Genomic DNA, 20,791 nt, shown 5'->3' on the forward strand with positions numbered 1-20,791 from the left:
GTGTTAGAACATGGCATTTCGCCCACATCCAGCTCGGGCACCCTCCGTCCTGCTGCGCGAGGCCAAGCCGCTAAAAGCCATTTTTGGCCACGCACGGCGCCTGGCGCACCTGCAACGCCTGCTTGAGAGCCAGCTTCAACCGGCAGCGCGCGAGCATTGCCACGTAGCCTCATGGCGTGAAGGCAGCCTGTTGTTAATCGTGACCGATGGGCATTGGGCGACCCGCCTGCGCTATCAACAAAAACGCTTGCAGCGTCAATTACAAGCGTTTGATGAATTCGCCAGCCTGACCCGGATTTTATTCAAGGTGCAGCCGCCCACCGTGCTGGCCAAAGTGGCAGGCCACACGCTGGACTTGTCAGAGGGCGCCGCACAAACCATTCAGGCAACGGCCGAAGGCATTACCGACCCCGCACTGCGCGCAGCCCTTGAACGCCTGGCCAGTCACGCAAAGCCTAAACCCGAACCTATATAACCACTGCCGCAAGGCGCGAACCTCTCTTGAGGTGCGCGCTTTAAAAGCGCGCAGCCTGCGACAGCGATTACGCGCCCGTTTATTTACGTTTGCTGGTGCCCAGTAACGAACCCAACAAGCCGCGGACCAATTGGCGTCCCATCTGGTTTACGGCCTGGCGCGCCATTGATTGCAGCGCCTTGCCGGTCGAGGTACCCAAAAACTCGCCCGCCTGATCCAGAAACCCCGGCTCTTTTGGCGCGACTGGCGCCTGCCCCTCAGGCACGCCACCTTTACGCGCCATCAGCACTTCATAGGCAGACTCACGGTCAATGGGCTTATCGTAACGGCCCTGCAACGGGGAACTGGCGATTAATGCGCCGCGCTCGGCGTCCGTCAACGGCCCGATTCGCGATTGAGGCGGCGCGATCAGCACACGCTGCACCATCGCCGGCGTACCTTTGTCTTCCAGCATGCCGACCAACGCTTCACCGGTGCCCAACTCCGTGAGCACCGCCAAAGCATCGAAAGCCGGATTGGGGCGAAAGCCTTCGGCCACAGCCCTGAGCGACTTTTGCTCTTTAGCCGTAAACGCCCGCAAACCGTGCTGAATACGCAACCCCAGTTGAGCCAGCACGGTGTCGGGCAAGTCCGCAGGCGATTGTGTGACAAAGTACACGCCGACACCTTTGGAGCGAATCAGCCTGACGACTTGCTCCAATCGGTCCTGAAGTGCTTTGGGCGTGCCCGCGAATAATAAATGCGCCTCATCAAAAAACAGGGCCAGCAGCGGCTTTTCAGCATCGCCACGCTCCGGCAATTGCTCAAACAACTCGGCCAACAGCCACAGCAAGAAGGTGGCATACACCTTGGGCGCTTCATGCACCAAGCGACTGGCATCGAGCAGGTGAATACGCCCGCGACCATCACTGCTCGGCTGCAAGATATCTTCCAGCTGCAACGCCGGCTCGCCAAACAATGCTTCTGCGCCTTGCTGCTCCAGCGTTGCCAGCCTGCGCAACAGCGCCTGGCTGGAGCCGGTGGTCATCAAGGCCGCGTCATCTCCCAATACCTCAGGGTTTTCACGCAGGTGGTTAAGCAGCGCCTTGAGGTCTTTAAGATCCAGCAGCAACAGCCCCTCACGGTCCGCCACCTTGAACGCCGCATACAGCGCTGACTGCTGACTGTCCGTCAGCTCCAACAAGCTACCCAACAATAACGGCCCCATTTCACTCAAGGTGGTGCGCAATGGATGGCCTGTTTTGCCCTGGATATCCCACAACGTCACCGGGTAAGCCTTGGGCTGATAATTGAGCCACGGCATGCCCGCGATCCGTTCAGCGATTTTGCCTTGCGGGTTACCGGCCGCCCCCAGGCCGCACAGATCACCCTTGATATCGGCCGCGAACACCGCCACGCCAGCATCACTGAATTGCTCTGCCAGGCGTTGCAGGGTCACGGTTTTACCTGTCCCCGTCGCCCCCGCGACCAGGCCATGACGATTGGCCAGGCGCAAAGACTGAGCGATAGGCTGACCCGCAAGGTCGGCGCCGAGAAGTAGAGCTGAGGAGTCAGGCATTTTCCCACCTTTAATTAATCTTTCGCGATGACACGTCGATACAGCGTTAATGCTAGACCAGAAAAATCCGAATTTAATTTTGGAAAGAGCGCAAACAAATATAGAAATTGCTCCGGTTCTGTCAGTGATTTCTATGTTGCGCGCATTTCAAGTTGGTAGGCATCGAACTTTTAGACCTTAGCGGACCCTTCAAGCCATGAATAAAAACCTGCGTTTCAGCCATAAAATCCTGCTTGCCGCGTCCCTGATCGTAATAGCCGCCTTCTCGCTATTTACGCTGTACAACGATTATTTGCAGCGCAACGCCATCCGCAGCAACCTGGAAAACTACCTGCACGAAATGGGTAACGCCACCGCCAACAACATTCAAACCTGGTTGGGCGGACGCATCGTACTGAGTGAAAACCTGGCCGAATCGATCGCCATTAACCCGCAAGCAGACAACGTCAGCAGCCTGCTGGAGCAAAAAGCCCTCAGCAGCACGTTCATGTTGGTGTACTACGGTGATAGCCAAGGCGGCTTTACCATCCGCCCGGACAGCAAAATGCCAGACGGTTATGACCCGCGCAGCCGCCCTTGGTACAAGAACGCACTGAACAGCAACGGGGCCAGCCTGACCGAACCGTATATCGACGCGGCCACCGGGCAGATGGTTATCTCGATTGGCACGGCGGTTAAAAAAGCTGGCCAGACGCTCGGTGCGATAGGGGCCGACCTGACCCTCAAGACCATCACTGACAGCATCAACGCCCTGAACTTTGATGGCATGGGCTATGCCTTTCTGATCAGTTCGGACGGCAAGATCCTGGTTCACCCCGACAGCAACCTGGTGACAAAAAACCTCAAAGATATCTACCCTCAAGGCACACCACCGATCAGCACCGAGATCAGCGAAGTCCAGGTCGATGGTAAAACCCGGATCGTGACCTTTGCCCCGGTCAAAGGCTTGGGGTCGGTCAACTGGTACGTGGGCCTGTCGATTGATAAAGAGCAGGCTTTCGCCATGCTCAGCACGTTCCGCACGTCCGCCATCATCGCGACCCTGATTGCCGTGGTCTCGATCATTGCTCTGCTCGGTTTGCTGATTCGTTTGTTGATGCAGCCCCTGCATGTGATGACACGTGCCATGCAAAATATTGCCGAAGGCGAAGGCGACCTCACCCGCCGCCTGAACGTTGAGTCCAAGGACGAGTTCGGCACATTGGGCAGTGCGTTCAATCGATTCGTTGAGCGCATCCACACCTCCATGACCGAAGTGGCCTCCGCCACTGAACATGTCAACGAAGTCGCTTTGCGCGTGGTCAGTGCGTCCAATTCCTCAATGCTCAATTCTGATGAGCAAGCCAGCCGCACCAACAGCGTGGCCGCCGCCATCAACGAATTGGGCGCCGCGGCACAAGAAATTGCACGCAACGCCGCCCAAGCCTCGCATCAAGCCAGTGACGCACGTGGCCTGGCTGAAGAAGGCCAGCAAGTGGTTGAACGCAGCATCGGTTCAATGCAACAACTGTCGCAAATGCTCAGCACCTCCAGTGGTCACATTGAGTCGCTAAACGACAAAACCGTGAACATCGGGCAGATCCTGGAAGTGATCACCAGTATTTCGCAGCAGACCAACCTGCTGGCTCTGAATGCGGCGATTGAAGCGGCACGTGCCGGGGAAGCCGGGCGCGGGTTTGCCGTGGTCGCTGATGAGGTCCGCAACCTGGCTCACCGCACCCAAGAGTCCGCGCAACAAGTGCAGAAAATGATCGAAGAGTTGCAAGTCAGCGCCCGCGATTCGGTAAGCACCATGGAAGAGAGCCAGCGGCACAGCAAGGACAGCGTGCACATCGCCAACAGCGCGGGTGAGCGGCTGGTCAGTGTGACCGAACGCATTGGTGAAATTGATGGCATGAACCAATCGGTGGCCACGGCGACGGAGGAGCAGACCTCGGTCGTGGAGTCGATCAACATGGACATTACCGAGATCAACACCCTCAACCAGGAAGGCGTCGAAAACCTGCAAGCCACGTTGCGCGCCTGCTCAGACCTTGAGCAACAGGCCGCGCGCCTGAAACATCTGGTCGGCAGTTTCCGTATTTAAACAGGACGTGAATCTGTGGCCGCCCGTGGCGGCTACAGATCAGGGTTTACTTCAGCTTCTTGCTGCAACTCATCCCACAGCCTGGCGGCGTCAGGAAAATCCGTACCGTCTTCGGGACTGAGCGCGTGCGGGTCGTAACGACTCAGGCACCCTTCACCCAAAGTGGCAGGCGCACTGGACGTGGCCTTGTCGAGCGGATCGCTCATGGCACCTCTCCTGGCTTACGGGCGCTTAGCGCCTGATCGTAGCCTCGCGGCTCGGCAGCTTCTACGCCGGGTTTTGTTCCCCTTTCCCGTAGCAACTGCCGAAACCTGGGGCGGGTTGCGCAACAGCTTAGAACACCACGGTTTTGTTGCCGTGCACCAGCACGCGGTCCTCAAGGTGATAGCGCAAGCCACGGGCCAGCACCATCTTCTCGACATCACGACCGAAACGCACCATGTCTTCAATGCTGTCACTGTGGCTGACACGCACCACGTCCTGTTCGATGATCGGACCGGCGTCCAGCTCTTCAGTCACGTAGTGGCACGTTGCGCCAATCAGTTTCACGCCGCGCAGCGAAGCCTGGTGGTACGGCTTGGCACCCACGAATGAAGGCAGGAAGCTGTGGTGAATGTTGATCACCTGGCCGGCGTATTCGGTGCACAAGTCTGGCGGCAGGATTTGCATGTAGCGCGCCAGTACCACGACTTCAGCATCATGCTGTTTAACCAGACGCGAAACCTCGGCAAACGCCGGCTCTTTGTCCTTGGGGTTAACCGGTACATGGTAGTAAGGAATACCGTGCCACTCGACCATGCTGCGCAAGTCATCGTGGTTGGATATGACGCACGAGATTTCACAATCCAGTTCGTCGCTGTGCCAGCGGTGCAGCAAATCCGCCAGGCAGTGAGATTCGCGACTGGCCATCAGTACAACGCGTTTCTTTTGCGCCGTGTCTGTAATGCGCCACACCATCGAAAACTCTTCGGCGATTGGCGCAAATGCCTCACGAAAGGCCTCTATTCCAAACGGTAGCGAATCGGCACGAATTTCGTGACGCATGAAGAACCAGCCGCTTTGATCGTCCGAGTGGTGGCTCGCTTCAGTGATCCAGCCATTATGTGACGCCAAAAAATTGCTGACCTTGGCGACAATGCCGACACCGTCGGGGCACGCAATCACCAATCGAAAAGTGCGCATGTAGGGCAAACTCCAAAAAACTTTACTAAGGCCGCCATTCTAGCGAGTGCGCGGCAAAACTACAGTATTCCTTGATGGTAATTACCTGTGCCATTCAGTCGCGCAGGGTACAGCCCGCGTCAGCAGCACCGCGGGCTGCGTCGTATTTAATGCACACAGGCGAGCCGTCATTAACGGCTTATATGAGTCCCAGGAACCTCCGGTATTTAATAACGGGGTTATTGAAAACTGCGAAGTTAATGAATAAAAATTTAAATTATTCTGCCAAGACAGGTTTACTTGCACAAAGTGTCTGACTATTATTGCCGCACTGTGTCCCTGTTAACCCTTTTCAACATAAGGTTATCCTCATGTCCCTGATCAACGAATACCGCGCAACAGAAGAAGCGATCAAAGAGCTGCAAGCTCGCCTGAAGAACCTGTCCGAAGACGACAAACTTCAAACCGAGCTGGAATTTGAAGGCAAACTGCGCACGCTGATGGGTGAGTATCAAAAATCGCTCCGCGATATTATCGCGCTGCTGGACCCAGAGTCCAAAGTAAGCAAAGCACCGCGCGGTGTTGTGAAAACTACCGGCACCAAGCGTGCCCGTAAGGTTAAACAATACAAAAACCCGCACAACGGCGAAGTGATTGAAACCAAAGGCGGCAATCACAAAACTCTGAAAGAGTGGAAAGCCAAGTGGGGCGGTGACGTGGTTGAAGGTTGGGCAACGCTGCTCGACTAAGTAACACTGCACGCGCACCCTGTTTGCGCTGCTAATAAAAACGCCAGCTCGCTGGCGTTTTTTTATGGGCGTTACGTCAGGTTCAATGGTCTTCTTGAGCCTGCGGCATCACGCGCCGGCTTAACGCTTGCGCGTAACGCTGCCATTGCTCTAACACCTGAAGCTGGTCAGGCGTGGCGCTGCGTGCCAGCTCCTCGGCGGCCTGCCTAAAGCCTTCCAGGGTCAACGGTGCGCCCATCTGCGGGTCGGATAAGCGCTGTTGGCAGAATTCACGCCAGCGTGCCTGTTCTTGCTCATTGAGGGTATGTGCAAAGTTTCGTGCCCGGTAACGGAACAATAACTCGGGCAAGCGCTCGTCATCAAAAGGCCACGTATCTTTGGCTAATGCTTCAGGGTCACTGAGCCTTACTTGCTCACACAGCCGACGGTCACGGTCACCGATAAAACCATCGTATAACTGCTGCTCGGGATCCGCGCTCGGAACAAAGTCTTCGTGGGCATAAACAGCCGCTAGTTTTTCCTGCCAAACTTGCTGGTGCTCGATAAGAGTTTGCGCCCGGGCCTGATATTCATCCATGTCCAGTTGCAGACGCTCTTGATCCTGCGCACGCACTACATTTAACGGCGCCACCACAGGACACCGATTAACGTGTATCAGCTTGAGCGGCACTGGTAATTGTCCATCGGCCAAGTCTTCACGTCGCGTGTAGAGCATTTGGCGCAAGGTGGCTGCATCCAACTCCAATAACGGCCGGGGATCAAAGTGCAGGTCACACACAATCAGTGCATTGCGATTCTTTGGGTGCCATGCCAGCGGTAACACCACCCCCACATAATGGCGAGCTGCCGAGAAGCGACCGGAAATATGCACCATCGGCTGTAAAAGTCGAACCTGATCCAACACCCGTTGCTTAGTCCGCAACTGGAATAACCAGTCATATAACTTGCGCTGTTTTTCACGAATCAATCGCGCCAGTGCAATCGTGGCCCGTACATCAGACAGCGCATCATGGGCCTGGCCGTGGTCAATCCCGTTAGCGGCCGTCAATCGCTCCAGCTTGAGCGTCACACGCCCCTGCTCCTGCGGCCAGACGATCCCCTCAGGGCGCAAGGCATAGGCGGTGCGCACCACATCAATCAAGTCCCAACGACTGTTGCCGCCCTGCCACTCACGTGCGTAGGGATCAAAGAAGTTTCGGTAAAGACTGTAGCGGGTCACTTCGTCGTCAAAGCGCAGCGAGTTGTAGCCCGCACCGCAGGTGCCCGGCAACGCCAGTTGGGCGTGCGTGCGCGTCATGAACTCGGCTTCGACCAAGCCCCGATCTTCCAGGCGACTGGGGGTAATGCCAGTGATCAAACAGGCCATTGGGTGCGGCAGGATATCGTCGCTGGGCTGGCAATACAGATTGAGCGGCTGGTCAATCTCATTGAGCTCCAGGTCGGTGCGAATACCGGCAACTTGCACCGCCCTGTCACAGCGCGGATTGATGCCAGTGGTTTCGTAGTCGTACCAAAAAATAGTGGTCACGGGGTGTTCCTGAACAGTAGACCCCGTAAGTCTAGGCGCTCAAGCGTGAGCAAGACCAGCCCCGCGCCCTGGCATCAAGCAGAAGCCGGCAAGGGATAAAAACTGAAGTACTGACGCAAGGTTGTGATCAGCGCGCTGTACTCGGCAGGTGGCTGATACAGGATAAAGCCCGAATCATAGTGATGCGGCGTCACATCTTCATGGCACCACAGGCAGCGGGCGGTCAGGTCAATGACTTGCACATGCCCCTCAACGCCTGGCAGCTTGAGGCGCAACTCAAAATTGGCATCGATCAGCACCGGCAGTTGACTGATCAACATCAGCCCCTCATCCGACACACAACCGAGGAACCCGATAGGCTTGTCCGTGAACCGATTAAAGACTTTCAAGAAATACGGCAGTTGATGACGCTCGATACGGCGATCAGTAAACATGCGAAATATCACTTTGAAAGGCCATTGAGCATGGCCGCGCTAGTGCTTTGAGTGCCCGCGCACCACGGCGCACAGGCATGGTGTACACGCGAAGTGCTGGCCCGGACCGGGCAGCAAGGCCGTGCAGGCGCGCACCCACAATGCGGCCTGTCACCCTGTCATATTAGTAAAAGTCAGGCAAATGGCCAGCTTCTATTTCATCCATCATCAGATCTGTGCGGGAAGCGCTTGCGTGGTGCCGCCCCCAGGGATGAACTTAAGAATACGCAGCGTCTCAATGCGCGCCTTGGCGCGGTAGGCATATTCGCTCTGCGGGAATTCATTGATGATCCACTGATAAGTCTGGGCAGCGTCCAGGTAAAACTTCGTACGCTCCAGGCACAGCCCGCGCAACATCGCTGTTTGCGGCCAGATATACGGACGACTGCGGCTGTCGCGATCAACCTCCGAGAGTTCGAGCATGACGGTTTCGCAATGCCCACGATCGTAAGCGCGGTAGGCATTGTTCAAATGGTGATTCATCGACCAGCGGGTACAACCGGTCACCGTGGTGGCCAACAGTAAAACGAGCAAAATGCGCATGGGTATCTCCTGTTCTGGGCAGTGTATCGACCCCGCGAGCAAATTCTTCAGGCCAATGACCGTATGCACCACAACTTAAGTCGAAAGTAGTGCAGAGGAACAATGACTACAGCCAAAGACCATAGTAGCCTTTGGCAGCGCTTGAACTCAGGAGTCTTTGCATGTCCGTTCGTCGAACCAAAATCGTTGCCACCCTTGGCCCTGCCAGTAACTCACCGGAAATGCTGGAACAGCTGATCCTTGCTGGCCTGGACGTTGCCCGTCTGAACTTCTCCCACGGCACCCCCGATGAGCACAAAGCTCGCGCCAAGCTGGTGCGTGACATCGCCGCCAAGCATGGCCGCTTCGTTGCCCTGCTGGGTGACCTGCAAGGCCCGAAAATTCGTATCGCCAAATTCGCCAACAAACGCATCGAGTTGAAAATCGGTGATCGTTTTACCTTCTCCACCAGCCACCCGCTGACCGAAGGCAACCAGGAAATCGTCGGTATCGATTACCCGGATCTGGTTAAAGACTGCGGCGTAAACGACGAGTTGCTGCTCGATGACGGCCGCGTTGTGATGCGTGTTGACACCGCCACGGATGACGCACTGCATTGCACCGTGCTGATCGGTGGCCCGCTGTCGGACCACAAAGGCATCAACCGTCGTGGCGGCGGCTTGACTGCACCGGCCCTGACCGAAAAAGACAAAGCCGACATCAAGCTCGCTGCCGAGATGCAAGTCGACTATCTGGCCGTTTCGTTCCCGCGTGACGCAGCCGACATGGAATACGCCCGCAAACTGCGTGACGAAGCTGGCGGCACGGCGTGGCTGGTGGCCAAGATCGAACGCGCTGAAGCCGTGGCCGATGACGAAACCCTCGATGGCCTGATCAAGGCCAGCGACGCCGTGATGGTGGCCCGTGGCGACCTGGGCGTCGAGATCGGCGACGCTGAGCTGGTGGGCATCCAGAAAAAAATCATTCTGCATGCACGCCGCCACAACAAAGCGGTGATCGTCGCGACCCAGATGATGGAGTCGATGATTCAGAACCCGATGCCAACCCGCGCCGAAGTGTCCGACGTGGCTAACGCCGTGCTCGACTACACCGACGCCGTGATGCTGTCGGCTGAAAGTGCGGCTGGCGCCTACCCGCTCGAAGCCGTGCAGGCCATGGCACGGATTTGCGTCGGCGCCGAAAAGCACCCGACCAGCAAAACGTCCAGCCACCGCATCGGTAAAACCTTCGAAAGCTGCGACCAGAGCATTGCGCTGGCAGCCATGTACACCGCCAACCACTTCCCGGGCGTCAAAGCGATCATCGCGCTGACCGAAAGTGGTTACACGCCGCTGATCATGTCGCGCATCCGCTCCTCGGTGCCGATCTACGCGTTCTCCCCGCACCGCGAAACCCAGGCCCGTGCCGCCATGTTCCGTGGCGTTTACACCGTGCCGTTCGACCCGGCTTCGTTGCCGCCAGAACAGGTCAGCCAGGCAGCCATTGACGAGCTGCTCAAGCGCGGCGTTGTCGAGAAAGGCGACTGGGTCATCCTGACCAAGGGCGACAGCTACCACACCATCGGTGGCACCAACGGCATGAAGATCCTGCATGTCGGCGACAAAATGGTTTAAGCCTGACAAGGCGATAACCCAAAGCCCCGCCTGAGTGATCAGGCGGGGCTTTTTCGTCATCACTATTCAGCGTAGGCGCCGCCTTCGCCGGCGGCGTCAGTGGCTCACAAGGTCTTCGGGCTGCCCTTGTTGATAAATCCGGACAGCGCCGCCATCGCTTCAGGCGAACTCAGGCGCTGAATAAACAGCCAGCTTTCTTCCTCGATCACACGCTGCAACTGCTCGCGCCCCGGGGCTTTCATCAGGCGCTTTGTGTCTTGCACCGCCGCTGGCGCCAATGCGGCCAGTCGATGAGCGGCGACAAGGGCTGCACGCCAGACCGCTTCACCGTCTTCCAGCGCCGCATTGGCCAGCCCCCATGCCGCCGCCTGCGCCCCACTAAAACCCTCACCGAGCAACAACAACTCAGCCGCCCTGGCCTGCCCCAGCCGCTGCACCAACAACAGGCTCGAACCAAACTCCGGGCTTAGCCCCAGATTGACAAAGGGCATGCGCAGACGCGCATCTGCTGTTACGTACACCAGATCGCAATGCAGCAGCAACGTCGTACCGATCCCCACTGCGGTGGCGGCCACCGCCGCGACCACGGGCTTGCGACACGCCATCAGGCTGCGCATGAAACAAAACACCGGGCTGCTCAGGTCCACGGGCGGGTCTTGAAGAAAGTCAGCAATGTCATTGCCACTGGTAAAACACTGCGCGCTGGCGCACAACACCACCGCATGCACTGAGGCATCCGCATCGGCTTGTTCCAATGCGTGCGCCAAACGACTGTACATGTCACGGGTCAGGGCGTTTTTCTTCTCGGGACGGTTCAGGCGTAAGGTCAACACCGCGCCGTCGCGCTCTACAACGATGGCTTGAGTCATGCGTGCTCCCGAAGAGTCGGAACCTGCGCTCAACTGCGGCTTAGAAAAACATCCGCCAGCAGTTGGTTGCGCGACAGCCCCGCCAGAAACAAGCGCTTGGCAAACGCTTGAACCGTGTCGGGGTGGCCACAGACTAAAGCGCGCGTTTGACGGGAAACAAGACGCATCTGGACTAGATAGTCAGCCAGCTCAGCGCCCAACACGTATTCCACACACAGCGCTGGATACGTGCGCGCCAGCCCGTCCAGCTCCTGCTTGAGGTAATGCCCTGCGGTGTCTGTGGCCACATGCACCAGGCGGATCGGCCCGTGATGCTCCTGGCGCAAGGCTTCGCGCAGCACACCGTAAAGCGGCCCCAGCCCCGTGCCTGCGGCCAAGAGCCACAACGGCAGCTCCTGCCAGTCAGGGTCGTAATGCAACGCGCCACCGCGCAGCTCGCCCAGGCGCAACACGTCGCCGACCACAAGCTGACGCGCCGCATTGACGAACGCTCCGCGAGCGCTGCAATCGACATGCACCACCAACAAAGGGTCCTCACCCGGCAGACTGGCCAACGAATACGGGCGCGCCACCCCGCTGCGCGTCCACAGCACCAGATGCTGCCCCGCGCGGTAACGCAGTGGGCGCCGCGGTAAAAGGCCCAGCCGCAGCACCGAGGGGCTTAACCAGTCCAATGCCGCCACCTCGGCAGGCTCGCCATCGCGCACCGGGTCAAATGCCTCGACCTGCATGTCTTCGACCACTTGGCACTGACACGCCAAGCGCCAGCCTTGCTCACGCTGCGCTCGGGTCAAGGCATCCGGCTGCAAGTCCAGCGGCTCACCCCGCACACAGCGCACCAAGCACGCATGGCAACTGCCCGCGCGGCAACTGTAAGGCACGGGCACGCCCGCCTGATTCAGGCTGTCGAGCAAATTGCTGCCGGTGGCAACTGACCAGTGCTGGTCAGCGACGTGTAACTCGGGCACTTCAGGCTCCTGTGGGGCTTAGACGTCTTATTGCAGGCGATCATAAGATGGCGCACGCGATTTAGCTGAATGATTTCGCGGGCTGATTCTACGACGCCTTCGCTGTGGGACACAGCCTTGGGCAGCGACGACGCGCACCCCCTACTTTCGTTTTAACCGCAACGGATGTATCACAAGGTTGGCCGGGTTATACTGCCGCGCCTTTTTTGTACCGGTCATGCGTGCCCGGTATATCCCTGCAAAGATGTTTACGACAGACCGAAACACCCAGGTCGCAAACACCTTAATTGAATGTTCCCGTCTTATAGAGGAGCGCGACCCATGACCGTGATCAAGCAAGACGACCTGATTCAGAGCGTTGCTGACGCCCTGCAATTCATTTCCTACTACCACCCGGTGGACTTCATCCAGGCCATGCACGAGGCTTACCTGCGCGAAGAATCGCCAGCGGCCCGTGACTCGATGGCACAAATCCTGATCAACTCGCGCATGTGTGCCACTGGCCACCGCCCGATCTGTCAGGACACCGGTATCGTCACCGTGTTCGTGCGTGTGGGCATGGATGTGCGCTGGACCGGCGCCACCATGGGCCTGGACGACATGATCAACGAAGGCGTGCGTCGCGCTTACAACCTGCCAGAAAACGTCCTGCGCGCCTCCATCCTGGCCGACCCGGCCGGTGCCCGTCGCAACACCAAGGACAACACCCCTGCAGTCATCCACTACTCCATTGTTCCGGGCAACACCGTGGAAGTGGACGTCGCGGCCAAAGGCGGCGGTTCCGAGAACAAGTCGAAAATGGCCATGCTCAACCCGTCCGACTCGATCGTTGACTGGGTACTCAAAACCGTTCCGACCATGGGCGCGGGCTGGTGCCCACCGGGCATGCTGGGCATCGGTATCGGCGGCACGGCTGAAAAAGCCGCTGTGATGGCCAAAGAAGTGCTGATGGAGTCCATCGACATTCACGAGTTGATCAAGCGCGGCCCGTCCAATCGTATCGAAGAGATGCGCCTGGAGCTGTTCGAAAAGGTCAACCAGCTGGGCATCGGCGCCCAGGGCCTTGGCGGTCTGACCACCGTGCTCGACGTCAAAATCATGGACTACCCGACCCACGCAGCGTCGCTGCCGGTGTGCATGATCCCGAACTGCGCGGCCACCCGTCACGCCCACTTCGTACTGGACGGCTCCGGCCCGGCATCGCTCGAAGCGCCGCCGCTGGACGCCTACCCGCAAATCGTCTGGGAAGCAGGCCCATCGGCCCGCCGCGTCAACCTCGACACCCTGACGCCTGAAGACGTACAAAGCTGGAAGCCGGGCGAAACCGTGTTGTTGAACGGCAAAATGCTCACCGGTCGTGATGCGGCGCATAAGCGCATGGTCGAGATGCTGAACAAGGGTGAAACCTTGCCGGTCGATCTCAAAGGCCGCTTCATCTATTACGTGGGCCCGGTTGACCCGGTTGGCGACGAAGTAGTGGGGCCAGCAGGTCCGACCACAGCGACGCGGATGGACAAATTCACCCGTCAAATCCTTGACCAAACCGGCTTGCTGGGCATGATCGGTAAATCCGAGCGCGGCCCGACCGCAATCGAAGCGATCAAGGATCACAAAGCGGTGTACCTGATGGCGGTGGGTGGCGCGGCCTATCTGGTGGCCCAAGCGATCAAAAAGTCGCGCGTGGTGGCCTTTGCCGAGTTGGGCATGGAAGCGATCTACGAGTTCGATGTGAAAGACATGCCGGTGACCGTGGCAGTCGACAGCAAAGGCGAGTCGGTTCACATCACCGGCCCGGCGATCTGGCAGAAGAAAATCAGCGAGAGCCTGGCTGTTGAAGTGCAGTAAGCACTGATCAGCCAGACACGAAAACGGCCGGGTTAAACCGGCCGTTTTTTTATGGGCGCTGTTTTAAACAGCCCCTGGCATCAAAACGCGTTACGAAAAATCTCTTCAATCTGCGCCTGATCCGCTTTACGCGGGTTAGTGAACCCGCACGCATCTTTCAAGGCATTGGTGGCCAGCAGCGGTATGTCATCCAGCTTGGCGCCCAAGTCCCGCAGGCCCGCCGGGATCTCTACATCCTTGGCCAGTGTACGAATCGCCGCAATGGCCGCCTGCGCGCCCTCTTCCGGGCTTAAACCGCGTACATCCGCACCCAATGCATGGGCCACGTCGGTCAGGCGCGATGCGCACACACTGGCATTGAACGTTTGTACATGGGGCAACAACACGGCATTGCACACCCCGTGCGGCAGATCGTAGAAGCCACCCAGTTGGTGCGCCATCGCATGCACAAAACCCAGCGACGCATTGTTGAACGCCATGCCGGCTAGAAACTGCGCGTAAGCCATGTTCTCGCGGGCAGTCAGATTCGTGCCGTCTTTCACCGCATCGCGCAGGTTATGGCTGATCAGCTCCATCGCCTTGATTGCGCACGCATCGGTAATCGGATTGGCGGCAATCGACACATACGCTTCGACGGCGTGCGTCAGCGCATCCATACCCGTAGCCGCGGTCAGCCCCTTGGGCATGGCCACCATCAACTCCGGGTCATTGACTGACAGCAACGGTGTCACGTTGCGATCAACGATGGCCATTTTTACGTGGCGCTCTTCGTCGGTAATGATGCAAAACCGTGTCATCTCGCTGGCCGTGCCCGCGGTGGTGTTGATAGCCACCAGCGGCAATTGCGGTTTGGCCGAGCGGTCTACGCCTTCGTAATCACGAATATGCCCGCCATTGGTCGCGCACAGCGCAATACCCTTGGCGCAGTCATGGGGCGAGCCGCCGCCCAGCGACAACACAAAATCACACTGATGCTGCTTGAGCACTGCCAAACCCGCTTCAACGTTGGCAATACTCGGGTTGGGTTTGGCACCGTCAAAGATCACGGCATTGATGTCTTGCAATGCAAGTTTTTCGGAAATTTTAGCGGCCACCCCCGCCTTGGCCAGACCTGCGTCGGTCACGATCAACGCGTTACGAAACCCATAATTGCGAATCGCAGTCATGGCTTCATCCAGACAACCGTTGCCCATGATGTTCACGGCAGGAATAAAAAAGGTACTGGTCATGGCGAGTCCTCTTTGCGGGCGCACCCGCGACGCTGATGAAGTCAATGAGCATAGCTTCACCCCATCAGTTAATAAGGATGTTGATCTGGCTCAACACAGCGGCGTGATAAAGTCCTGCACCGCCCACGCCTTGAGACGATATTTGCGATGACCCCCTTCCAGGAATTTGATGCCGAACTAGAAGACTGGAACGCCTTACGCACCAGCACCCCGTGCAGCGGCTTGCTGCTGGGCAATGGCGCAAGCATGGCTGTGTGGCATGACTTTTATTACGACTCGCTGTTTGAAAAAACCCGCAGTGTGGCCGAAAAACCCCTCAGCCAGACCGAACTCAGTGTGTTTGAAGCCTTGGGCACACGTAACTTTGAACACGTGCTCAGCGCACTTAAAACCGCGAGCAAGGTCAACAAAGCCCTGGCAATCAATTCGGCATCACCGCGCAAACGCTATTACGCAATCAAGGAAGCGCTGATCAACAGCACCCAGGACGTGCACATCCCGTGGCGCCTGATGCAGCCGCACACCTTGGCGTGCTGGCAAGAAGCGTTGGCGCAATACGCCACGGTGTATTGCGCCAACTATGACCTGCTCACGCCCTGGGCCTTGATGCAGGCCCCCAAGCGCTTCAATGACCTGTTCAATACCCCGGGCGCCACGTTTGAGCTGGGCGACAGCCTGAGCAAAGGCAAAACCACGCGCGTGCTGTACCTGCACGGCGCGCTGCATCTGGTGAAAAACCAGGAAGGCAAAGCGCGCAAATGCACGGGTAACGAGTCGGCCTTGCTCAGCAACTTTGCGATCAACCACTCAATCAGCGCGCTGGACGATGTGCCATTGTTTGTCAGCGAAAGCACCAGCGACGACAAGCGTAAATCCATCCGCCATTGCGATTACCTGTCGTTTTGTCATGAGCAACTGATGACTCATAAAGACACGCTGTGCATCTTCGGCCACAGCCTGGGCGAGCAGGATCAGCACCTGATCGACGCCCTGCGTGTGGCGCCTCTGAAAACCCTGTGCATCTCGATCTATCCGCGCAGCGAAGCATTTATCCGCTTCCAGAAAAACCACTACACGCAGCTATTTGCAGAGAAAAAGGTGGCATTGCGCTTCTATAACTCAAAAACACACCCACTGGGTTCAACCCGGCACAGAGTGCCGGTCGAGGAGTAAACCGCCTCTCGCGCTATTGCTCGGTGCTGTGCACCACCACCAACAATTGCGCTTGTACCTCACCGACCGAGCGCAGGCGGTGAGGTTTGTTCGCGTTGAAATGCAGCGCATCGCCACGCTGCAAGATCACCCGCTCATTCATGAAATCGACTTCGACCGCGCCCTCGTGCACGAACAGAAACTCTTCCCCCACGTGCTCTTTGAAGCTGGGGTCGGCGAACTCGGCGGGTGGGTACATCATGAACGGCAGCAAATTACGTTCACTGACCTGATGCGCCAACACGGCATACCCCGGCGACTTTTCATTGCTCGACAGCAGTCGGTGCTGATCGCTGCGCACCAGGCTGTAGCCATCAAGCCCGGCATTCTCCTGGGCGAATAACTCCTCAACATTGACGTTGAGTGCCTTGGCCAGTTTCAACGCAGCGGCAATCGACGGGGTGTTCAAACCGCGCTCGACTTTCGATAAATAACTCTTGGTCATACCGGATTTTTCAGCCAGCGTCTCAAGGGTCACGCCAAGTTTTTTTCTGAGTAATTTCAAACGGATAGACATGTAGAGCGATTAATCCATCAAAGGAGTAGCGAGTTTTACTTGCCAATGACACTTTGTGTCATATAGCCTTTTAAGTGTCATAACGCACTGCCCCCATCACCTTTCACGCCATAGGGGCAGGCCCATCCGGCAATCACCGAGGACACCGACATGGCCAAGACATTAGCACTTCCCAAAGAACAACTGGTCAAGCAAGCACTGGCGCAGATGCAACATACGCTGGCGGATAATACGTGGACTGCCCGGCAAAAGCTGGCGCTTACCTGCCGCATCCTGTTCGAAAATGGTCACGACTCAGGCCTGGCCGGGCAAATTACTGCCCGCGGGCCACAACCCGGCACCTACTACACCCAACAATTGGGCCTGGGGTTTGATGAAATTACTGCGGGCAACCTGCTGCTGGTCAATGAAGACCTGGAGGTGCTCCAAGGTCACGGCATGCCCAACCCGGCCAATCGTTTCCACAGCTGGGTGTACCGCGCCCGTCCCGACGTGAACTGCATCATTCACACCCACCCCACGCATGTGGCCGCCCTGTCGATGCTCGAGGTGGCGCTTGAGGTATCGCACATGGACCTGTGCCCGCTGTATGAAGACTGCGCTTTTCTGGAAGGTTGGCCGGGCGTACCGGTGGGGAACGAAGAAGGCGAACTGATCGCCGGAGCGCTGGGCGATAAACGCGCGATTTTGCTCTCGCACCACGGCCAATTGTCGACCGGCGCCAGTATTGAAGAAGCCTGCGTGATTGCCCAACTGATAGAACGCGCGGCCAAACTGCAATTGCTTGCAATGGCGGCGGGCACCATCAAGCCGATTACACCGGCACTCGGTCGCGAAGCCCATGACTGGATCAGCCGTCCAAAACGCCACGCCGCTGCCTTCAATTACTATGCTCGGCAAAACCTGCGTCGTCATGCCGACTGCCTGAACTGATCCGCCTCCCCCTACCTGACAGGACACTGACCATGACGACTCCAACCCTCCACGGCATCATCGGCTACACCATCACCCCGTTCACGGCAGACGGCGACACCCTCGACCTGCCCGCCCTGGGCCGCTCCATTGACCGACTGATTGACAGCGGCGTACACGCCATCGCGCCGCTGGGCAGCACCGGCGAAGGCGCCTACCTGAGTGACGCCGAATGGGATGACGTCAGCGCGTTCAGCATTGCCCACGTTGCCAAACGCGTACCGACCATTGTCAGCGTCTCCGACCTGACCACCGCCAAGGCCGTACGCCGTGCCCGTTTCGCCGAACAGCACGGCGCCGACGTGGTCATGGTGCTGCCCGCCTCTTACTGGAAACTCAGCGAGGCAGAAATTCTCGCCCACTACCAAGCCATCGGCGACAGCATCAGCTCCCCGATCATGCTGTACAACAACCCGGCCACCAGCGGCACTGACATGTCCGTGGAGTTGATCCTGCGGATTTTCAATGCCGTCGAAAACGTCACCATGGTCAAGGAAAGTACGGGCGACATTCAGCGCATGCACCGTCTGCAACAACTGGGCGAGGGCCAGGTGCCGTTCTACAACGGCTGCAACCCGTTGGCCCTGGAAGCGTTCGCGGCAGGCGCCAAAGGGTGGTGCACCGCAGCGCCCAACTTGATCCCGGCGCTGAACCTGGCGCTGTATCAAGCGGTGCAGGCCAACGACTTGAACAGCGCCCGGGCGCTGTTTTACCGCCAACTGCCGCTGCTCGAATTCATCCTCAAAGGCGGCCTGCCCGCCACCATCAAAGCCGGTTTGCGCCTGACCGGCCTGGAAGCGGGCGACCCGCGCCTGCCCGTATTCGCGCTGGGTGAAGCGGGGGTTAAACACTTGGAAGGCTTACTCACCCAACTGAAATAAACCGCTAGAGACCGAAGGCTGTGTTCGATTGCCAAGCGACCGGACACAGCCTCGCGCTACGCGTCAGTTGCGACAACTCTGGCAACAGAGCCTCTACAGGCCTTTACGGCTGCTCTTTAATCACCGTCGTCGGCCCATTGCTTTTAACACTGGCAATGCCCTTCTCACGTGCCGCCTCGGTGCTGTATTGCTCGCTGGTGCCAATAATCTGGTGATTGGCCGCCTTGAGGTTGAAGTACGGCTTACCGTCCTTGGCCACTTTTCTCTCATAGCGCTCATCCAGTGGGCTATTGACCTGCACCGAAGCAATTCCGTTTTTGGCCGCCTCACGCGTGGTGTACTGCTCGCTCACCAAAATCGGCTCGTTATTGGCCGCTTTCAAAACAAACCGGAACTGCCCATTACTGGTTTTGCCCAACTCGTACCAACCCGACATGACGTTTCTCCTGAATGCTGACGGTTTTTTGCATGCCTGAGTAAAGCCTGCGCCCAGCTTTTATCCATTTATCTGCATGAAATGACGAAAGATCAATTTCCATGCAGACAAATAGCAATAATTCTCGATACCATTCGCAACTTATTTTGCATCGCTGAGCCCCCAAGGATTTTCATGCCCGGCTTAAAACACGATCCCGCGTTGGCCGAATCCTTGCGCGAGTTCTATACGCAGATTCTGCATTTCCTGCGCAAACGCACCGACAACGCCAGCGATGCAGCTGACATGACGCAAGACGTTTTCACCCAATGGCTGGGCTATCAAGACCGGGCCAAAGTCGAGCAACCACGGGCTTTTTTGTTCCAGATGGCGCGCAATCTGCTGCGCGATCACTGGCGTCGTCAGCAGGTGCGCCACTCGGCTCACGCCGAGCCGCCTGAGCACGACGCCGAGCCGTTAAGCGATGAGAGGGATGACCCGATGCTGGCTGCACAGCGCCTGCAACGCCTGGAACAGCTTAAGGCCGTGCTTGCAGAACTCTCGCCCAGACGCCGCGAAGCCCTTATGCTGCACCGCTTTGAAGGTTTGAGTCAGGCGCAGATCGCGCAACGCATGGGAATTTCGGTAAGCATGGTGGAAAAGCACATCGCCTTTGCCTTGTTGCACTGCAAGCAACATCTACATCGGGACAGCGGCAAGGAGCAGCCAAAATGACCTCTTTTCACGCCAGCGCCGAAGACAGCATTGACGCTGAGGCGGCCCATTGGTTTGCGCGCAACCGCAATCAGCCCGATCGTCAAAGCCGCGCTCAATTCAGTGCCTGGTACGCCATCCCCGCACATGCCAAAGCCTATGCCGCATTTGAATCGCTGTGGGGTGACTTGGGCGAACTCAGGCAACTGAATAAACCGCGCGTGCTCCCGGTAAAGCCACCGGTCAAGCGCCGCTCAGTGCTGGCATTAGCCACTGCGGCAGCCGTGTTGTGCGCCGTGTTTGCATTAAACCTCGGCACCCCCGTTGCACTGCACCAGCAACACATTGCCACACAGGCCAAGGGTGCCAGAACCCTTACACTTCCTGATGGCAGCACCCTGTACGTCAACGCCAACACACAACTGCGCATCAACTTCAGCGCGCATCAACGCGACATTTTTCTGGATCACGGCCAGCTCTATATCGAGGTGGCAGCCAATAAAGACCAACCCTTGGTGGTGCACGCAGGCGATGCGCGGATACGCGTGGTCGGCACCGGCTTTGATGTGCGTCGCAGCCCGCGGCAATTAGTGGTCAGCGTCGCCCACGGCCAGGTGGCATTTTTGCCCGACGCCAAACACTCGGCCTTGCTAAGCGCTGACCAGCGTGCCAGTTACGACTACGCCCGACACGTGTTGAGCGAGCAAACCCTCACCTCCAGCGAGATTGCCGACTGGCGCGGCGGCCACCTGACCTTTCGCAAACGCGAACTGGCCAGCCTGATCGACGAACTGGACCTCTACCGCCCCGGCGTCATTGAACTGGCCAGCGGCCCACTCGCCCGTTACAAGGTGTCCGGCAACCTCGACGTCAACGATCCGCTGGCTTTGGTCAAAGCCCTGCCTGCCTTGATACCGGTGAAAACCGTGCTCCTGGACAACGGAAAAATACGCATCGAACCCCGCTAAAAAAACATATGCGAA

At 57.9% G+C, this 20,791-nt stretch carries 21 protein-coding genes and 1 pseudogene; 11 read left to right on the plus strand and 11 right to left on the minus strand.

The features are described from left to right. Positions 1-10: 10 nt before the first annotated feature. Entirely contained in the window at positions 11-475 is a 465-nt protein-coding gene (locus AP059_RS10715) for a DUF721 domain-containing protein (RefSeq protein ID WP_059763161.1), read from the plus strand. Between the two features lie 79 nt (positions 476-554). Here the strand turns inward: AP059_RS10715 and AP059_RS10720 are convergent, their stop codons facing one another. Then, positions 555-2,033 carry a helicase HerA-like domain-containing protein gene (locus AP059_RS10720; protein ID WP_059763162.1) on the minus strand — a complete coding sequence of 493 codons (1,479 nt, stop codon included), beginning with the start codon at positions 2,031-2,033 and terminating at the stop codon, positions 555-557. A 196-nt stretch (positions 2,034-2,229) separates the two neighbouring features. On the opposite strand from AP059_RS10720, the pseudogene AP059_RS23230 reads away from it, so the two are divergent. Both AP059_RS23230 and AP059_RS23235 read left to right on the plus strand, forming a co-directional pair. Continuing rightward, positions 2,230-3,261, plus strand: a pseudogene (locus AP059_RS23230) (HAMP domain-containing protein); the annotation flags it as partial. Positions 3,262-3,354: 93 nt separating this feature from the next. Next, on the plus strand, positions 3,355-4,119 hold the full coding sequence (locus tag AP059_RS23235) for a methyl-accepting chemotaxis protein (RefSeq protein WP_441295894.1): 765 nt from the start codon (positions 3,355-3,357) through the stop codon (positions 4,117-4,119). Between the two features lie 32 nt (positions 4,120-4,151). Here the strand turns inward: AP059_RS23235 and AP059_RS22460 are convergent, their stop codons facing one another. Then, entirely contained in the window at positions 4,152-4,325 is a 174-nt protein-coding gene (locus AP059_RS22460) for a hypothetical protein (RefSeq protein ID WP_165599928.1), read from the minus strand. Positions 4,326-4,452: 127 nt separating this feature from the next. Continuing rightward, positions 4,453-5,301 carry a formyltetrahydrofolate deformylase gene (gene purU / locus AP059_RS10730; RefSeq protein WP_048363700.1) on the minus strand — a complete coding sequence of 283 codons (849 nt, stop codon included), beginning with the start codon at positions 5,299-5,301 and terminating at the stop codon, positions 4,453-4,455. A 350-nt stretch (positions 5,302-5,651) separates the two neighbouring features. Between purU and mvaT the strand changes: the two genes are divergently transcribed. After that, positions 5,652-6,029: a histone-like nucleoid-structuring protein MvaT gene (gene mvaT, locus AP059_RS10735; RefSeq protein ID WP_048363549.1), complete on the plus strand. Its 378-nt coding sequence runs from the start codon at positions 5,652-5,654 to the stop codon at positions 6,027-6,029. Positions 6,030-6,111: 82 nt separating this feature from the next. Here mvaT and sbcB read toward each other — a convergent pair whose 3' ends face one another. From sbcB to AP059_RS10750, 3 genes are all read right to left on the minus strand, one after another. After that, complete coding sequence (gene sbcB / locus AP059_RS10740) at positions 6,112-7,557, minus strand: exodeoxyribonuclease I (RefSeq protein ID WP_059763164.1); 1,446 nt, start codon at positions 7,555-7,557, stop codon at positions 6,112-6,114. 74 nt (positions 7,558-7,631) lie between these two features. Further along, positions 7,632-7,991: a pilus assembly protein PilZ gene (locus AP059_RS10745; RefSeq protein ID WP_059763165.1), complete on the minus strand. Its 360-nt coding sequence runs from the start codon at positions 7,989-7,991 to the stop codon at positions 7,632-7,634. 207 nt (positions 7,992-8,198) lie between these two features. After that, positions 8,199-8,573 (minus strand): tetratricopeptide repeat protein, encoded by a 375-nt coding sequence (locus AP059_RS10750; RefSeq protein ID WP_048363546.1) that lies wholly within the window; start codon positions 8,571-8,573, stop codon positions 8,199-8,201. 161 nt (positions 8,574-8,734) lie between these two features. Between AP059_RS10750 and pyk the strand changes: the two genes are divergently transcribed. Beyond that, a complete protein-coding gene (gene pyk, locus AP059_RS10755) occupies positions 8,735-10,186 on the plus strand; it encodes a pyruvate kinase (RefSeq protein WP_048363545.1) in 1,452 nt (483 codons plus the stop codon). 104 nt (positions 10,187-10,290) lie between these two features. Here the strand turns inward: pyk and AP059_RS10760 are convergent, their stop codons facing one another. Beyond that, positions 10,291-11,055: an enoyl-CoA hydratase-related protein gene (locus AP059_RS10760; protein ID WP_059763166.1), complete on the minus strand. Its 765-nt coding sequence runs from the start codon at positions 11,053-11,055 to the stop codon at positions 10,291-10,293. Between the two features lie 29 nt (positions 11,056-11,084). After that, positions 11,085-12,023: an iron-sulfur-binding ferredoxin reductase gene (locus AP059_RS10765; protein WP_059763167.1), complete on the minus strand. Its 939-nt coding sequence runs from the start codon at positions 12,021-12,023 to the stop codon at positions 11,085-11,087. A gap of 321 nt (positions 12,024-12,344) precedes the next feature. Here AP059_RS10765 and AP059_RS10770 point away from each other — a divergent pair, with 321 nt between their 5' ends. After that, positions 12,345-13,868: a fumarate hydratase gene (locus AP059_RS10770; RefSeq protein WP_048363543.1), complete on the plus strand. Its 1,524-nt coding sequence runs from the start codon at positions 12,345-12,347 to the stop codon at positions 13,866-13,868. 80 nt (positions 13,869-13,948) lie between these two features. Here the strand turns inward: AP059_RS10770 and yiaY are convergent, their stop codons facing one another. Further along, on the minus strand, positions 13,949-15,097 hold the full coding sequence (gene yiaY, locus AP059_RS10775; RefSeq protein ID WP_059763168.1) for an L-threonine dehydrogenase: 1,149 nt from the start codon (positions 15,095-15,097) through the stop codon (positions 13,949-13,951). Between the two features lie 147 nt (positions 15,098-15,244). On the opposite strand from yiaY, the gene AP059_RS10780 reads away from it, so the two are divergent. Beyond that, positions 15,245-16,270 carry a DUF4917 family protein gene (locus AP059_RS10780; protein ID WP_059763169.1) on the plus strand — a complete coding sequence of 342 codons (1,026 nt, stop codon included), beginning with the start codon at positions 15,245-15,247 and terminating at the stop codon, positions 16,268-16,270. Between the two features lie 13 nt (positions 16,271-16,283). Here the strand turns inward: AP059_RS10780 and AP059_RS10785 are convergent, their stop codons facing one another. Then, entirely contained in the window at positions 16,284-16,826 is a 543-nt protein-coding gene (locus AP059_RS10785; protein WP_059763170.1) for a helix-turn-helix domain-containing protein, read from the minus strand. Positions 16,827-16,976: 150 nt separating this feature from the next. On the opposite strand from AP059_RS10785, the gene AP059_RS10790 reads away from it, so the two are divergent. Beyond that, entirely contained in the window at positions 16,977-17,759 is a 783-nt protein-coding gene (locus tag AP059_RS10790; protein WP_059763171.1) for an aldolase, read from the plus strand. Positions 17,760-17,791: 32 nt separating this feature from the next. Then, a complete protein-coding gene (locus AP059_RS10795) occupies positions 17,792-18,679 on the plus strand; it encodes a dihydrodipicolinate synthase family protein (protein WP_059763172.1) in 888 nt (295 codons plus the stop codon). Positions 18,680-18,782: 103 nt separating this feature from the next. On the opposite strand, the gene AP059_RS10800 is transcribed toward AP059_RS10795, so the two are convergent. Beyond that, positions 18,783-19,115 carry a YegP family protein gene (locus tag AP059_RS10800; protein WP_059763173.1) on the minus strand — a complete coding sequence of 111 codons (333 nt, stop codon included), beginning with the start codon at positions 19,113-19,115 and terminating at the stop codon, positions 18,783-18,785. A gap of 174 nt (positions 19,116-19,289) precedes the next feature. Between AP059_RS10800 and AP059_RS10805 the strand changes: the two genes are divergently transcribed. Next, complete coding sequence (locus AP059_RS10805; protein WP_059763174.1) at positions 19,290-19,829, plus strand: RNA polymerase sigma factor; 540 nt, start codon at positions 19,290-19,292, stop codon at positions 19,827-19,829. Next, positions 19,826-20,776 (plus strand): FecR family protein, encoded by a 951-nt coding sequence (locus tag AP059_RS10810; protein ID WP_059763175.1) that lies wholly within the window; start codon positions 19,826-19,828, stop codon positions 20,774-20,776. Before AP059_RS10805 ends, AP059_RS10810 begins: the two co-directional genes overlap by 4 nt. Positions 20,777-20,791 lie beyond the last annotated feature (15 nt).

The sequence above is a fragment of the Pseudomonas sp. TAA207 genome, assembly GCF_001529285.1.
Taxonomy (GTDB): Bacteria; Pseudomonadota; Gammaproteobacteria; order Pseudomonadales; family Pseudomonadaceae; genus Aquipseudomonas; species Aquipseudomonas weihenstephanensis.